Raw genomic sequence first — 16,788 nt, forward strand, 5'->3', positions numbered from 1 at the left:
ATACTAATTGATTTTATTTATAAACTCATCGAATTTTATAGTTTTGTAGTTTCAATTTGAGAAGTCGTATTCAGATTCTTTAGAATCGTCATCTTCATTTCTTTCAACTTTGTTTTCCACTACTTCAACTTCTTTGTTATTATCATTAGTTTCTTCATTAAAATTACTATCATTTGCTTCATTTGATAAAATAGTATTATTGTTTGTTGTCTCATTTAAAATTGTCTCTTCATTTTCGTTTGAGACATTATCAAAGTTATCTACAGTTAATGTGTCAAAATCTGCACTTGATACATCGTCAAAGTCAACAACATCAATTTTAGAGTTTTCTAAAATCTTATTAGCAGTTTCGATAGTAGATGACAGATAATCTTCATTTTTTGATTTAACAACTTGTTTATTTTTAACAAATATACTTTCTAATGGATTAATAAAGCTATTATCTTTATTTTCTGATAAAAATGAATTTGTTTTATTTGAATAATCATTTGCTACTGTATTATAGTTTTGATTTATACTATTTGGAAATGGTTGATTATTTTTATTCATATAATCTTGATTTGCTATGAAAGTAGCTGAACCTTGATTATGAGAAGCTAATTGAGCTCCAAAAAAATCATTTCTAGGTGAGTAACTAGAGTTAGTTGAGTAATTATTATTAAATGATAAACTATTATTTATATCATAATATGATTGATTAGAAAAATTACTATTAACTAATCCCACATTTTGATAAACATTGTTTATTTGCGTAGAATAAAATAAACTTTTCAAATAATAATCGTTTTTCATTAATGTTTGATAAAAATTATTAGTATGCGCATTTAATGAATCGCAAAAGTTTTTAGCTTGATTAAAATCATTAAATACATAATAAAAACAACCATTTGCATCTGTTATAAAGAACAATGAACTTGATCCCAATACATAATACATATAAATTCCATCCTTCATTTCATTTCATTTTTATTTATTTTATACTAATTTTTTTATTATGTCGTTATTTTTTGCATTTGCTTCTAATGCTTTATAAATTGATTCAATATTCACTGGTAACTTTACTAAGTTTAAGATTGGTGCAGTTTCTTTAAGTGAGTATAAAAATACTCAATTGATTTCTTTTGAAGTATTTGTAGCAATAACAAGAGAGTTTTCAAACTCATCATATTTAAATGTTTTTAACCCTTTTTCTTTTAAGAATGCTTTCAATTTAGGTAAATTAATTTCATCAGAGAAGAAAACTTTATATTTAGAATACATATCAAGTTGTAGTTTTGATCCCGTAAAAAGTAATTTTCCTGCTTCAACAACTATATAATAATCAATTAGGTCATTTACTTCATCAATGTTGTGTGAAGTCATAATGACAGTCTTGCCAGCGTTTTTGTAATCTATTAATAAATTTCTTACTTTATTTCTTCAAAATGAGTCTAGATTGGCTGCTGGTTCATCCAAAACTAAAACGTCAGCTTCTTTTATTAAACAAAGAATCAAACTTAATCTATTTTGCATCCCTCAAGAGTATTCTTTAAGTTTTTTTGTTTTATCTTTTCATAAATCAAAATACTTCAATCAGTAATCAATTTTAGCTTTGATTTCTTTCTTAGGAATTCCCATTATTAAACACATTTGTTTTAAGTATGGAATTGCTGACATTTCGAAAAGTGAGAAGTCAAGTTGAGTATAAAGACTAATATCTTTATTTCCGTAAAAGTGTTTACCACTTTTTTTTGAAAATCCATTAACCGTTACTTTTCCATGAAATGTTTTAATAGCTCCAATTATGGTGTTGATGATAACCGATTTCCCACTTCCAGATGATCCTAAAATAGCTGTAAATTGACCTTTTTTTATACCGAAACTTAATGGACCTATTTTGTGGTTTCTAAATTTTTTTACGTATTCATCAAAATGTATGATTAAGTCTTCCATATTATCTCAAGTCCCTTCTTGTAAATTTAAAACCAGTAATAAACATTAATGTTGCAGCAATACCTAATTGAACACCTATAAATATAATGGGATTCAAGAAATCATTATAAGTTTCTTTTTTTATAGCACCGTCATCATTTAAATTAAAGGTATATTGAACATAAGGTAAAAATAAGTTGTCTTGGTTGTCTAAAATTATTTTCGAACTACTGTATGGACTAAATCAAAAGTCTTTAAATGAGTATCCAGAAAAATAAGTATATGTACTTCAAGTTCCAAAAAATGGACTTACATAAGAGAATATTTCAAGTGCATCTCTTCCAGATTTATAAGTTTTTCATTGACCTTGCTCTTGAATTACAGGGTTTTCTGTTGCTATTTGGTAGATAGTTGCATAATCAACCAAGTATTTTTCTACTATATTTGCAGCTAACATAAGTGGGAAATACATATTATTTTCCATAAAACTTGCTACCTCAGTGCTTGATGAAACTGTTAAATCAGTTGGAGAAGCCGCACTTGTAAAGTAATATTTATAAATAGATTTTAGATATGAAGTTGTGAATGTAACTTTATCAAGTTTTTTATTTTTGTTTTTATTTCACATAAAACTATTAGCTTCATCAACATAAATAAAGTCGTTAAATAATTCAGCTTTTTGTTTTTGTAGATCTGGTAAAATTGCTTGTATTGATTTTGAAAAATCATAAAAATCTTTTAAAACATTTTTTTTATTTTGATCTGTTTCATTTAAAATAACGTTTTCTAATTGATAATCGTTAATAAATAAATTCTTCATTTTCATATCTATTTCGATTGGATCATTAAAATCCCAACCCTTAAGTTCATTTGGAGAATTCAATAAAGTTGCGTTTAATTTATTAAATTCTCTTGTTTTTTCATCTACAAGACCTAACTCTTTTCAATAATCATTTAGTCTTTTTTCAATATTATCTTTACTTGAAAATGTTCCTTTTTCAAACTTATTTTCAAGAATAAAATCATTAAGAGATTTTGCCAAATAATTGTATTTAATATCTCCTGAGTTAATATATTTTTGTAAATTGAATGTTTCATATAAAGAAGAAACCGTTAACTGTTGTGATCTATTTGTATTCTTCATGTTAAAAACTAATAATTCATTTTCTTCTTTAGTTTTTAAAAATTTTAAAGGTAGATTTGCTATAAATGAGAATGATAATAATAATGTTGAAGCAATCATTGTTATTTGAGGTGTTGTTAATAATAACAAAAATAAAATGAAATTGATTAAGCAAACACTAACCACAAATGTATAAAGTAGGAAAACTGTTGTTTTTCTAAATAAAACATTATTAACCTCAAATTGATTCATAATTAAATAATTAAAATTTATAATAAAATAACCAAATAATACATTTGCTCATGAAACTATAACTATCAATGATCATTGAGCTATAAAGAATTTTTTTCTTGACACTTGATTTGATATAACAATATACATTGTTTTATCTTCAACTTTCCTATTAAAGAAAAACTGTAGTCCCCTTAGTATTATTATAAAAAGTAGACTTGATATGAAAATTAATGTGTAGTAATCAAAAGCAATAACTATTTCTTTTCCAGATTTCAAAAATGATGTGTAAAAAGAAAACCCTATTGAGAATATTGAAACTACTAAATTTAATATTACAAATGATTTTTCTAAAACTACAGATTTAAAAGAAAATTTCAATAGTAATCAAAACGATATATTTCAAACCTTCTTTTCATTTTTATTCAGCACAGTTTTTTCCTCCTTGATACTCTTCTAAAATAAAAATTTAACATATTTTTTAAATTGACTTTATAATATTATTAATTTATCTTTAAATATATTAATTTATACTTTTTATCCCTTATATTATAAATGAAAAACACTATATATCATAGTGTTATTTTTAATTACCTAAATTCCATATGTAAATAAATTACTAAGGTAAAAAATCTTTTTAAAAATTTTGAGCATAAAAATATTCACTTATTAAACTAAGTGAATATTTTTTTAATTTATCACTTTGATTGATTTAATTTTTGATACTTGCATATTAGTTTTTTTAGAAAGTTCAATTCTATTAAAGTTCTTTACAAAAAATCTTGAAGTAAATACTGTTTGATAATTATCTGCAAATAGTTCTATTGAAGAAGAATCAATAAATATTTCTACAGTTTGTTCTTTTAATTTTCTTTTAGCAAATCGAGGATTTTCGTAATCTCAATCTACAATTTCTGAACCACAATCTCGGTCAAGCATAATTTCTTTTTCTGAAAAACTTATTACAACATTTTCACCTTGATCGTTTGAAATTTTAATTTCCAAAATGTCATCAAGTTCAAACTTTAGGTGGATGCTTTTCTTCACTTCTAAATTATCATCAAAGATTGTTTCAGTTTCTGATAATGCATTCATTGTAAATCCAATATATGGTTTTTGAATAAGATTATCACCTTCAACTGATAGTTCTCTTGGTATTGTTAACATAGAATGTCAAGAATATTGATCTGTTGGGTATTGAACACCAACAGCTCCCATTCAACCAATCACTAACAACTTGTTATTTTCAAAATAAGTTTGAGGTGCATAAAAATCATGTCCATAGTCCATTGTTCTGGGCTCGAATAATTCATTTAACTTAATATCATCAAAATCCAATTTTTCAATCAATGTATAAACAACATTTCTGAAACCATTTAATTCATATTTATCATCTTCTTTAATTCAACCTTCTGATGACATTATGAATAAGTATTTATCTCCAACTTTATCTAAATTTGGACATTCTCACATGTAACCATAATAATTGTTATTAGATTTTAATGTAGTTTTATATTCAAATTGATCTTCGTTTATCATTTTGTATATAGCCAAACCACCATCCTTGTCATCACTAGATTGAACACCAAACAACATATATTTTTGTCCTTCGTATTCAAATATTTTCGGGTCTCTAGCATGAGGTGTAAATTTAGTTGCATCCCATTCAACAGCAATTTTTTTATTTGTTACAACACCGTTGATTAAATCTGCAGAGATTTGATGTTCTTTTGCAATATTATTTGATTCATCTTCAATATTTCCAGTATAGTATAATTTAATCTTATCACCCAAGTCGATAGCACTTCCTGAAAATGCCCCATTGATTTCAAATTCTTCTTCTGGCACTATTGATACGCCATGGTCTTCAAAATCTATAAAATTTTTAGTAGTAAAATATCGTCAGTGCTTTAGACCATGGTAAGGCTGGATTGGTGTTCATTGATAATGTATGTGGTGTACCCCATCTTTATAAACTAAACCATTGGGATCATTTAATAATCCGTTTGGTGGTGCTATGTGATAAGTTGGTCGGTAATATATGTCATTTTCAACAAGCTTATTAGCTTTTTTATATTCATCTTTTGGTATTTCGTTGTATTTTGTATTTAATAATTCATCATTTTTTTTCATATTAACTCCTTACGATTCATTTCGTTTTTTGATAGGGATTGGTGCAAAATCTCTTTCTAGTACTTTTTTTGTTGAAATTTTGAAATAATTTAATCTAGAAAGTAAAATAGTTGCTAGAAAAGTAGTTATTATTGTTGCTCCAAGTGCTACAGCCATCCATAAAAATCCTGTTCCTGGTCATGTTTCAATACCAAACGATGGTGCAGCAGTCAATGCTTGAGGAATTGTTGATAAAAATATTAATAAAGAGGCCGCACCCATTGTGGTAATTACACCTGAAGCTGTAGTTATCAAGATACCGACAGTGGCACCAATACTTGTTGCTATAACAGGGAATAAAAATCTAAGTGAAATACCAAATAAAGCAGGTTCGGTTGTTCCACCAATATAAGCAATCAAGTATGATGGAATTGCTTCTTTTTGTAATTCTTTATTACTTTTATGTAGTAAAGAAAAAGCAAAAACACTCGTTGCGACAGCAACATTTAGTTGTGTGAACATTGGCATAATAGAAGTAGCTTGATAAGTTGCAAATTGTTGAAGATTTATAACAACAAATATTTGAATAAATCCAGTAACAACTAACCAAGGTAAAAGTAAACCAAATATTGGATTGAAAATATACTTTGCTATTTTATTGGTAGTTCCTCATAATACTCCGATATTCATTCCGTAAGTAATCATCATTCCAATTGGTGCTAATAACAATATTCCTACAAAAAAAGAGATTATTGTTACCATCGGAATACCTATAAGTTCCTTTATCACACCATATTTTATTTTTTTGACTAATCTTTCAATATAAACCGCTAAAAAACCAATCATTACAAGAGGAATGATTTGACCTTCGTAAGAGATTTTTCAAGGATAACCACTGGCTAACTCCCCAAAAGACAATCCTTCACCCCCTTTAGATGTAACTCAACTAAATAAAGGTTGATCGGATTCCATAAACTTTTGACTTACATATAGGTCTTTGGCACACAATGAAACTCCAATGCAAATACCAATTGCTTGACTACCATTCATCATTTTAAAAATTGATCATGGTATTAGAATCGAAAACGCTAATGTTAAAGCATTCTGCAAAGTAACGAACATTTCACCAATTATTTTCAATGTCGAGCCTTGTCCAGAAAGCTTTTGACCATTTATTTCTATCACATTAAATATGTTAGAAATAGTCGAAACAATTGCTAAGGTTATTAAATATGGAATTAATGGTGTTATCAAAACACCAATTCCGTCCATTATCGCCTTGAAAAAGTTTTTCTTTGTAGTTAATTTAACATCAAAAATATTTGTCACTTTTCGCAGGGAAATACCCAAACTTCTTAGATATTCTTTATTAATCGTGTTCAAATCACCTTCAACTATAAGTTGAATTATATTTTCTTTGATAATTGCACCTTTTACAAATGATATATTTTCAACATCATTGATATTTATACCCTCGTTATTCTTAACAACAATTCTCATTCTTGTTGAGCAACGATTAATACTATCAATATTTTCAATTCCACCTAACAGTTTTGTTAAAAGAATGTAATCATCGCTATAAAGACTTTTTTGTTTGAACAGTTTCATAAATTCAATCCTTGCTAAAGTAATTTATTAACATAATTAAAACATAAAATTCATATATTTATGAAAAAAATAACTTTTTAGTGTTTTTTTTCAATGTTAAAAAATAAAAAAAATGAGTTGTAAAAACTCATTTTTAGATACTTATTAGAAATTAAACAAACAGCGGAAGAAAATCACGCATGAAATGTCCAAAAATATCAAAAAACATTATTTTAGTTATACTACAAGTTTGTTTTATCATATTTGGATATTTTAAAATTTCTACATAAATATTAATTTCGAACTCATCCAAAGTGTTTAAAAATCTTACTGGACTTGATTGTAATGAAAATTCCATTTTTTCAAATCCTATATTATCATCTCTACCTGAATAAAGATTTAATATCTCATCAATATTATTCTTGTCATCATCAGATAACTCCATCAAATAAGAAATAGTGTCCTCATTGCTAGCTCTATAAATGTATGAATTGGGATTAAATTTTAAAAATATATTTATATTTTGCATGTTTTTATTTTTAAAACTTATTTTAAACAGATCTTTTATTACCCTATAGTTTTCTTTTACCAAAAATCTTGCATCTTTTGGTGCATAAAAAAGAATATCTTGGCACCCTTGTTTATTTAAAAAAATGTTTATTTGTTTCATCATTTCTTTTTTATTCATAGCAATTCTCCTAAATATGTATAATTTTATCATTATTAGCACCAGTTTATAAAGTTTTATAATAACTACAACAGGTAATAAATTGAAAAAATAAATTTATTTTAAAATTGAAAATTATTTTTAACTAGTCTACCTTAAAATGAAAAAAAACATTGTTCTTGGAAAGTTACGATTTTTAGGGGTTTTTTAACGTGTTTCAGAGTAATACCATTTATGAGTGGTGTAAAAGTAACATAGATAGTGTTATAATAGTGACACTATCTCGGTAGTACAATATAAAGTAGACAAAATGATAGTTTACATTATCAACTTTATAGAATTACTATCCAAGCATAGTATTTTATGACGACCTAATTAGTTATCTATAAATGGCTTATAAATAATGTATCAATAATAATTTTAAAAAATTGATATGGAAGTTATAGGTGGAAAAAGATGAAAAGTATCGAACTAGTTATACCAAAAGTTAAATTAAGTAACTCAGAAGCTTATTTAGCTCAATATATTAACCAAAATCCTGAAATATTTATTACAGAAAAAATAAATGATATCGCAAAAAAAGCAAATGTGTCAACTTCTACGATCACAAGATTGTCTAAGAAGCTTGGATATCAATCATTGAAGGATTTTCAATTAGAAGTATCAAATAAACATAACTTTGCAAAACAAAATTATGATTTTATAGACGAAACAAATACAAACGCCATAATAAATAACTTAAAGCTTTATCATTCATATTCATTAAATGAAACTTTTGATGACTTAGATCCAAAAGAGATTGATAAGTTGGTCGCAAAAATGAAAGTAGCAAACAAAATTTTATTGTATGGTGTCGGAACTAGTTACATGGCTTGCCGTGAACTAGCTAATAATTTAGAAAAAATCGGTATGGATATAATCCTAAATACGAATTATCATCAGCAATTGTTACATTTTGCGAAGCTCGACCAAAATAGCATGGTGTTGCTAATTTCTAAAAGCGGAATGTCTAAAGAAATTCAATTTTTAATACAGAAGTCTAAAGAAAACAACATTCAATGCGGACTAATTACTTCTTCACTAAGTTTTAAAAATGTTGATAAAGTTGATTATCTCCTTAACTTTAAAACATACGAAGATAATCAAAAATTAACATCAATTTCGTGTAAATTATCTCAACTAGTTGTAGTGGACTTAATTTTTATGGAGTTATTTAAAACTAATATAGAACAAAATGCCAAAAATCTTGAAATTGGTTATGATTTGATTAAAGAATGAAATTCTACTAAATAATATTGCATACAGTTTAAATATAAAAACCCAGTTTAATTAAGATTAAACTGGGTTTTTATATTTAATAATTAAAATTTGTACGGATACATTTTTATCAAAAAGTCTTTTCAACCTGGGTTTGGACTATGTTTAGGGTATATTTGATTAAACTTAGTTTGCGCTTCATAATAATCAGAACTTTTTATATGACCATTTCTAACTAAAAACATGAATACTATGGAAGCACTTCTATTGACTCCTCATAAACAATGAACATAAATCTTTTTGTTATTTATATTTTGCTCAATAGTATTGATTGCATCCTTAACTAGATTGATTTCCATTTCTTCAAAAATTGGATAATCTTCAAATTTAAAATAAATGCATTTATCTGCTTCATCATAGAAAGAATTTTTTTCTTTATCTGGTGCCATTTTTAAATATATTTCTTCAGCACAAGATATTCTTAATTCTGTATCTTTTGGAGCACTATTCATATCACCTAAGTATAAGTTTTCTATAATTTTTTTCATAAAACTCATCTCCCAAGGTCATTATATTCTTTTATCGGAAAACTTTTATTTAATTATTTTAATTTGTTTCAAAATTACGGTAATAATTTTTCTTGATTAATGAATTACTTAAAAAGTTGTATAAATAGGAAAATCCAATCATGATTCCAATTATTCCTACAAAAGCGATCATAAATCATACATATCCAGGTAGATTCATAGGACCACTATGGTGCACATCTAAGAAAAAGTATGGGTAAAGATGGTTTTGAACTTTACCTGAACTATTTAAATAAGAATAATACGGCTCGTTTGCATATCTTAGTTCCCCACGAACCATTGCAAATATACAATAACCTAGAACTAGTGAAAATTGTATTCAAAATTTTTTAAGGAAGAATTCATTGTAGCCAACTCTTTGCTTACCTGTCATAAAAAATAATACGTATATCACAAATGCAACAGGTACTATTGCATGGTCCACTAATGTAGTAAATACTGAAAATGCAGATGATGGAAAACCGTTAACTGGAATTAGTACACAATTGTATACTAAGAATGTGATTGTTATCATAGTAGCTAATGCATTAGCTGTTGTATAACTTAATAATTTTGTTTTACCTTCCTTTTTATGTTTGATACCTGAATAAATTAATCATACATGGACAAGTACATTTGATAATAAAGTAAATGTTGTAAAGTAATCTATAGTATATATCTCATAGTTGTTATAATATGTATCTTTAATTTCACTTCCATCAATTACATTATACAAATAATAACCATATAAAGTTAGAGCTGATAAAATACCGAAAAATAATTTATAACTCACTTGAAAATTTTTATATTTCATTTTTTCTCTCCTATATTTACAAATTATATATTATATTGTTAATTGTAATACAAGTTGTAAAAGGTTTTTAAAAGTCTAAAATATTTTTTATTTCCTTGCAAAAAATAAACTCTTATTTTTTTTGTTTTTGATTAGCATTAATTTTTTTAGAATTATTTGTAATCCTAATTTTTAATTTTAGATTATCTTGTTGAGTTAAAGTAATATCAAATGCTCTCTTGTTAGCTTTTTTTTTGAAAGCAAAGAAATATATTAAATTAACTGAAATAAATAGAATGTGCACAGATACAAAAAAAACAATAACAGACAGTATCAAATTGACAATTTCCTTCATAAAATCGTTAAGACTTTTAGTATTATAGTCAAAGAATGGTGAATATGGATAAATTATTTCAATTGGTACATCTGCGAACTTAAAATCTACAGTATACATTATCAATCTTCCCAATAAAAATAGTGTATATAGTCAAGGATAAATCAAATATAGAAAGAAACTCTTTGTAAAATAATTCTTTTTTGTTATTTCAGATAAATCTATATGCTTAACACAATATAAGATCATTAAAGGAGGTGAAATCATATGAAAAAATATGCCCCCAACCATATCCAATGGTTTTATTGGTTTATGGCTAAAAAGTATAGATGGAAATAAAATAAATGTGTATGTAACACATGTTACAGTGATATAGGAAGTAATCGCTAATAATATGGTTTGACTTTTACAAAATGCCAATTTCTTTTTATAAAAAATTCCAGAAAGCAGCAAGAAAATAGCAACCATAAAATTACTTTGATAAGTAAAAAAACTAAAAAACTGGCCTTGAAAAATAACTACAGAGAATGGATAATCAATATTACGTAATCAATATTGATTAATCATATGGTCAAGATATACATAAACAAGTCCAAAAATTATCATAGAACCAAGTAATATTTCAAAATAAAATCATTTATCTTTGTATTTATTCATTTATAATTCCTCGACTGTTTTCTTATATTAAAGATAATATCATAACTTGTTATAAGTAAAAAAAAATATAAAAAGTAATAAATGTGTGTTAAAAACCAACCTATAATGTAGGTTGGTTAAATTTTCTAAATTATTTTATTAAAGCGACTATTCTTTTAACTTTCCAAAGTACATTGTATCTTTATAACCATAACCAATTTCAACACTATTTGCAGCATTGAAATATCCATTGATAAAAGATTTTATATATATTCTTTTAGACAAAGTTGAAATCTTATTGATAAAGTTTGCACTTTTTATCATGAATTTATCAACAAATCCTAAGTAAACTTATAAGTTTTTTTGTTACTTAAAATGTAATTCTCTTTTTCTTTTAAAAATACTTCAATTTTGGATTCAAGAGTAAACCTGTTATATCTATTAACGGCTTCAACTTTTCTATTTCTGTTAGACTTTTTCTTATTTAAAATCTTTTTGGCATAAATGTACAATAAGTTTTTTTGGTACCTCTTTTTCAACTAATTTAAAAATTTTGGATTCTATTTTTATTAAACCGATCAGGTAGTTCTCGTAGTTTTGAATAATTTTTTTGGAGTTATGAATATCATGTAATAATGAATCGGACTCTTTTTTCAAAATAGTTATATTTTCAAATCCATCTTTTTTAAAAAATATTATTATTTTCTTGTTAATTTTTTTGACATATTTATACTCGTTAACTCTCTCTCGGTAAACAAAGAATGTAAATACTGTTGCTAAACTTATGGTAATGATTCAAACCAAAACGAAAAGAAGTTGTTTTTTTAAATGCTGAAATTCCTAATATGGAGAAAATACCTTGTCCAGTAGGAACATCAAGTTTAATGTCTAATATACTAGATAACATTCCACCGAAAAAAGCAGCCGCACAGTTGACTAAAAAGGATTTTCCTTTTGGCAGAGATACACCATAAATTATTGGTTCAGTAACACCAAAAATACCGCCCGGTATTGCCCCTAAAGCTATAACCTTCAAATTTCTATTTTTTGTTGCGAACAATACCCCTACTGCAACACCAACTTGTGCTCAAACCGCAATGATATACCCAGGTAAAATTAAACTTGGAGTGCCTTGAAATAAAGGAATCATAATTGTCAATATAACAGCAACATGGACACCAGTTAAAACTAATGGTTGTCAAATAAATGCAAATATAGCCACCCCTAATCCAATAGGTAATCCTTCTATTTGAAAAATAAACTGCGACATTCCAAGCTCTATCAAAGATAATAGAGGACCTAATAAGAATAATGTTGGTACGATTGCGAAAGTATATACTAATGCTGTTCTAAAAATTATATCAACAGCATTTGGCATTCAACTTTTAATTCACTTATCAGAATATGCAGTAATTAATCCTGCTATTATAAATGGTAATACACTTCCTTCATAAGATCTAATAACTATTGGGTAGTCGGATATAAAAAATAAGTACCAACCCTGTACTCCATAATTAGCATTTTGGATATATGCACCAAGATGATAGCTATTCGGATCAATAATACCACTTCCATAAAAGTACCTTGATACTAGTGCAAGACCTATAAATAAACCTAGTAAGTAATTTCCTCCAAAATATTTTGTTGTGTTAACACAAAAGAAAACTCCAATCAATAATAATCCAGTTTTAGATGAAATGAACATTATAGATGAAAATAAATCAGCCTTACCCATTGAAGTACCTTGACCTAAATCTTGTGTTAATCCGACTTGACAAAACACAGCGTAAAGCGCTGATATAATTCCAGCTCCGATCAAAATTGGAACATTTGGTGCCATTATTCCAGCAACTGCCTGCATCAATCTTGCACCTATTGATGGTTTACAAGGTTTATTTTCTTTATTTGGTACCTCATTTAACTTTTTAATTTTAAATATTTCATCTTTAATCTTGTAGCATTCTCCTCCAATAACAATTTGAAGTTCAAGACCATTTCATTTTATGCCTTTAACTAAAGCATTTTTTAAAATACTTTTAGTATCTACAAGCTTTTTATCTTTAATAATGAATCTCAATCTTGTCATGCAATTATAAACTTCTTTAAAATTACTAAAACTTCCAACATATGATATAAAATCCTTAGCGGTATTTTGATATTTATTTTGATAGCTAGTCAATAATAACTCATCGTCATTTATATTTTCTTTATCTAAAATTATAGTTGCTAGTAAGTCAACTTTTTTAAACAAGCCTTTTTCTTGAACGTTGTTTATAAGTTTAAAACTTTCATTTGTTTGAAAAATTAAAGCTACTTCAAATTTGGAGTCACTGATTTTCATCTTATTGAAATCAGTGCTGAAAAAAGATTCGCCTTACTTTAAAATTTGACCTTATTTTAAGCTATGAGTGATAAAATTTTTATTAAAGTTATATGTATACACACGAATTATTATGCAGAAATTATTGATTTCTACTTCTAAATTCAAAGACTCTTTAGAAAATGATATTTTTTTTATCTTTAAATCATCAAACGGTGAACAAAATTTATTATTATTACTTATCATTATAAAACCTTGCCTATTTTTTTGCGTGAGAAGTCTTTAAAAGAGCATTCTTCTAGACCTTTCACAAAACATTCGGAAGGTGCATATAATTTGATTTCCATAATCTATTCCCTTTCGATTATGATTCTCCACTATTTACAAGAAAAGACATTAATTTTAAAGGATAAAAAACTACTTTCTCTAAAATTAAAGTAGTTTTTTTTTTTTTTTTAAAAAAAAAAAAAAAAAAAGCACAACCTTGCTTCATTTTCCTTTAATAATTTTAAAAATTATTCACTCTTTTTCTCAACTTTATTTTTCTTTGATTTGTTTTTGATCTTCAACAAATTGACAATAATGAAAAATAAAATTATGACACTCGCTGCCATTGCACAGGCGTTCGCTATGTATAATTGCATGTTTTTTTCTATTAAACCATATGTAAATCACAATAATGCATTAACAAAGGTTAATAAAAACATAACTAAAGATAATGATTTTGTATCTCTTGATCTTATAACTTTAATAACCTGAGGTAATAGCATAGAGAAACTAGTAGCAAATCCTAATCAACCTATGACTTCTTTTGCTATGTCCATATAAATACCCCCTTATTTCTATACTACCAAATAGATGCTTTATATGCAAATTGCTAGTGTATAAGGCTGTGGGAAAAAATAAGGGGGTGTTGGCCTTTTTGATTCGGTTTATTCGAATCAAAAAGGCTCAATTATTTTCAAGTAAAAATTTAGAACTGCTAAATAGTTTTTTATTTCAAAATTATATTAACACATATTATTTAAAAAAAAGACTAATTTCTTTTTTTTTACCGAAAAACGCAGTTTTTGGTAACAGGATAAGGAATACTATCACTTTTTTTGAAAAACCCTTTATTAAAGGGTTTTTTGGCAAAAAAAATGCTATCATTCGCAATTTTTGTGCTAGCATAAATACTAGCACAAAAAGAACTTGGAGTCCAAGTTTGCAGATTATCTGATTTTAAAATAATTAATTTAATATTTTTCTAATTAAATCAGTATAAGCAGATTTTTTAGAGTCTAAAATAGGAATTTTAACAATTTTTATTTCCGTTTTTTCAAATATTTCATATTCATTTGGAATAAAAACGTTTAGGTCATCATAAATTCGATCTTCTAAATTTTCTTTAAATTTAGAATAAATTATTTCTAAAATGTTTATATTATTGATTTTTGCCGCTTTTAAATTAATAAGTAACTCAAAAGTTTTTTTGTTATAAATTTTAGCTCCATATCCTTTTATTGATTTAACCAAATGGCTTACTGCAGATTCTGCAAAACAACCTATATATCAGTCTTTAAAGTGATTTTCAATTCCTTTAGTATTATTCGAAATATATCTAATAGCGTCTTTAATTCTTTTGTTATTCAAACCATTTGAGTCAATATTTTCGCATAAAAAATTAATTAGTGATTTGATACTTTTAGAATTGTATTTTTCAATAGCTAATTCATATAATTTTATTAATTTACTTTTATTATTACTTTTTTTGTATGGAAAACAAGCATATATTTTTTGAAATAAATGAAATTTATCTAAAATAAACTCAGCTCCTAAAAAATTTGAAATATCAGATATTCAGTTTGCCCCATCCCCACAAATAATAAGTTTTTTATTTTCCATATTTCCATAATTTTCTTTTAATTTATTTTGTAATCATAATGAATATTCATAAGTGTTACATGAACGGCCTTTTAAAAAAGTTTTCAAAAACACTTTTTTATTAATTAGTTTATTTCTTTTGTTATCTTTTATTTTTCCTTGATATGCTACAGCAACCCTGACTCTGACCAATCTTTTTTTCTTTTTATATCTAGCAGTTGTTCAACAATCATCAATGTCCACATAAATAGGTAAATCATTCTCAAATTTTTGATTTATTAAGTTTGAATTTTTAAATCTAAAATTTGAATTGCGTTTTAAAATATTTGATATCGTTCTTTTTGTAATGTTTGACATTTTAAATTTTTCTCAAACTATTATGTTACTTTCTCCATGATTAAATGATTCAAGAATTTCTTTTTCTAATGCAAATGATATTCTTTGATATTTTTCTATTTCCATATAAGGATCCGCTAAAAAACTACACTTTCCATTAAATTTATTAATAAATTTTGTTCTTTTATAGGTAACCTCTCCGAATTTAGTTATTATGGTTCTTTTTATATTTTTTTCTTTAATGATTCATCCTTTATTTATTCTTCATTGTGAATTTACAACTTCTTCATCAATTTTTTCCAAATTCAATTTAAATTCATTCCTTAACTTTATAAAGTATATTTCTTCTAATTTTTTTAAAATATCTATTTGATTAATTGAAGTATATTCGTTTGAAAATATATTGTCCATAATAAATCCTTTCTAATTTTTAACTATTATAGCAAAATAAAAAACACCAAGTTTTTTTGGTGTTTTATAGCTTTTATTTTGATTAAATTAATTATACAAATCAAGATCTCCTTCTTGAACATCGATTTCTTTTTGCACATTTGGAGAAGGTAAATCAGATTCTTCAATATCTCTTACCCATTTTTGTTTTGCTTGTTTTGCTCAAGAAATTGTTTCTTGATTAGTTTTTAAAAGGTCAGAAAATAAATCGTTTGCTTTTATTGTTTCTTTTTCATAGTTTTTATTTTCTTTATCTTTATTTTTCTCTTTATTTAAAACATCAATTGTGATTTCACCGCTATTTGGAATGGCTACCTGCACAAAAGGTGAGTCTTTATTTTCAGACAATGAAAAAGTTTTGTCATTTTCTTTAGAAAAAGCTATATTTTTAATTAACTTTGTTGAAAGTGTAATATATTTTTTTTCCTTATCATTATTAATAATCTCTATAATAGAAAATTCATTCCCATTAGAGTTTACATATGTTTTTTTAATTGCATTTCTATGCAAATATATATTTGTAAATTTTTTAGTTACTTCGCTCATTTTTATTTCCTCCTAACAAGCAGTTTTTCATTTTCTTATTAAGAAAATCTGAT

Annotated in this window: 15 protein-coding genes; 1 reads left to right on the forward strand and 14 read right to left on the reverse strand. The window is 25.7% G+C overall.

All coding sequences use genetic code 4. From position 1 onward, the window contains the following. Nucleotides 1-3: 3 nt before the first annotated feature. The 6 genes from AAHM92_RS03245 to AAHM92_RS03270 all read right to left on the reverse strand — a co-directional run bounded on the left by AAHM92_RS03245 (nucleotide 4) and on the right by AAHM92_RS03270 (nucleotide 7,652). Nucleotides 4-936 (reverse strand): hypothetical protein, encoded by a 933-nt coding sequence (locus AAHM92_RS03245; protein WP_500221935.1) that lies wholly within the window; start codon nucleotides 934-936, stop codon nucleotides 4-6. A gap of 39 nt (nucleotides 937-975) precedes the next feature. Continuing rightward, on the reverse strand, nucleotides 976-1,932 hold the full coding sequence (locus AAHM92_RS03250; protein ID WP_500221937.1) for an ATP-binding cassette domain-containing protein: 957 nt from the start codon (nucleotides 1,930-1,932) through the stop codon (nucleotides 976-978). 1 nt (nucleotide 1,933) lies between these two features. Beyond that, complete coding sequence (locus tag AAHM92_RS03255) at nucleotides 1,934-3,697, reverse strand: hypothetical protein (protein WP_500221938.1); 1,764 nt, start codon at nucleotides 3,695-3,697, stop codon at nucleotides 1,934-1,936. A gap of 258 nt (nucleotides 3,698-3,955) precedes the next feature. Further along, nucleotides 3,956-5,398 carry a glycoside hydrolase family 32 protein gene (locus tag AAHM92_RS03260; RefSeq protein ID WP_500221940.1) on the reverse strand — a complete coding sequence of 481 codons (1,443 nt, stop codon included), beginning with the start codon at nucleotides 5,396-5,398 and terminating at the stop codon, nucleotides 3,956-3,958. A 9-nt stretch (nucleotides 5,399-5,407) separates the two neighbouring features. Next, nucleotides 5,408-6,985: a PTS transporter subunit EIIB gene (locus tag AAHM92_RS03265; RefSeq protein ID WP_500221941.1), complete on the reverse strand. Its 1,578-nt coding sequence runs from the start codon at nucleotides 6,983-6,985 to the stop codon at nucleotides 5,408-5,410. 151 nt (nucleotides 6,986-7,136) lie between these two features. Beyond that, a complete protein-coding gene (locus tag AAHM92_RS03270; RefSeq protein ID WP_500221942.1) occupies nucleotides 7,137-7,652 on the reverse strand; it encodes a hypothetical protein in 516 nt (171 codons plus the stop codon). 435 nt (nucleotides 7,653-8,087) lie between these two features. Here AAHM92_RS03270 and AAHM92_RS03275 point away from each other — a divergent pair, with 435 nt between their 5' ends. Beyond that, nucleotides 8,088-8,924 (forward strand): MurR/RpiR family transcriptional regulator, encoded by an 837-nt coding sequence (locus tag AAHM92_RS03275; protein WP_500221944.1) that lies wholly within the window; start codon nucleotides 8,088-8,090, stop codon nucleotides 8,922-8,924. Nucleotides 8,925-8,992: 68 nt separating this feature from the next. On the opposite strand, the gene AAHM92_RS03280 is transcribed toward AAHM92_RS03275, so the two are convergent. The 8 genes from AAHM92_RS03280 to AAHM92_RS03315 form a co-directional block, all read right to left on the reverse strand. Beyond that, complete coding sequence (locus AAHM92_RS03280) at nucleotides 8,993-9,436, reverse strand: dual specificity protein phosphatase family protein (protein ID WP_500221946.1); 444 nt, start codon at nucleotides 9,434-9,436, stop codon at nucleotides 8,993-8,995. Between the two features lie 58 nt (nucleotides 9,437-9,494). Continuing rightward, a complete protein-coding gene (locus AAHM92_RS03285; protein WP_500221947.1) occupies nucleotides 9,495-10,268 on the reverse strand; it encodes a Pr6Pr family membrane protein in 774 nt (257 codons plus the stop codon). A gap of 112 nt (nucleotides 10,269-10,380) precedes the next feature. Further along, on the reverse strand, nucleotides 10,381-11,238 hold the full coding sequence (locus AAHM92_RS03290; protein WP_500221950.1) for a Pr6Pr family membrane protein: 858 nt from the start codon (nucleotides 11,236-11,238) through the stop codon (nucleotides 10,381-10,383). A gap of 147 nt (nucleotides 11,239-11,385) precedes the next feature. After that, nucleotides 11,386-11,541 (reverse strand): hypothetical protein, encoded by a 156-nt coding sequence (locus AAHM92_RS03295; protein ID WP_500221952.1) that lies wholly within the window; start codon nucleotides 11,539-11,541, stop codon nucleotides 11,386-11,388. 412 nt (nucleotides 11,542-11,953) lie between these two features. After that, nucleotides 11,954-13,558 carry a PTS transporter subunit EIIC gene (locus tag AAHM92_RS03300; RefSeq protein WP_500221953.1) on the reverse strand — a complete coding sequence of 535 codons (1,605 nt, stop codon included), beginning with the start codon at nucleotides 13,556-13,558 and terminating at the stop codon, nucleotides 11,954-11,956. 494 nt (nucleotides 13,559-14,052) lie between these two features. After that, complete coding sequence (locus AAHM92_RS03305) at nucleotides 14,053-14,361, reverse strand: SemiSWEET family sugar transporter (protein WP_500221955.1); 309 nt, start codon at nucleotides 14,359-14,361, stop codon at nucleotides 14,053-14,055. 409 nt (nucleotides 14,362-14,770) lie between these two features. Beyond that, nucleotides 14,771-16,150: an Mbov_0401 family ICE element transposase-like protein gene (locus AAHM92_RS03310; RefSeq protein WP_500221956.1), complete on the reverse strand. Its 1,380-nt coding sequence runs from the start codon at nucleotides 16,148-16,150 to the stop codon at nucleotides 14,771-14,773. A gap of 87 nt (nucleotides 16,151-16,237) precedes the next feature. Next, the gene (locus tag AAHM92_RS03315; RefSeq protein WP_500221957.1) at nucleotides 16,238-16,735 is read right to left on the reverse strand and encodes a hypothetical protein; all 498 of its coding nucleotides are present in this window, start codon (nucleotides 16,733-16,735) and stop codon (nucleotides 16,238-16,240) included. Nucleotides 16,736-16,788 lie beyond the last annotated feature (53 nt).

This window comes from Spiroplasma endosymbiont of Melanargia galathea (genome assembly GCF_964031075.1).
Taxonomy (GTDB): Bacteria; Bacillota_I; Bacilli_A; order Mycoplasmatales; family Mycoplasmataceae; genus Spiroplasma_A; species Spiroplasma_A apis.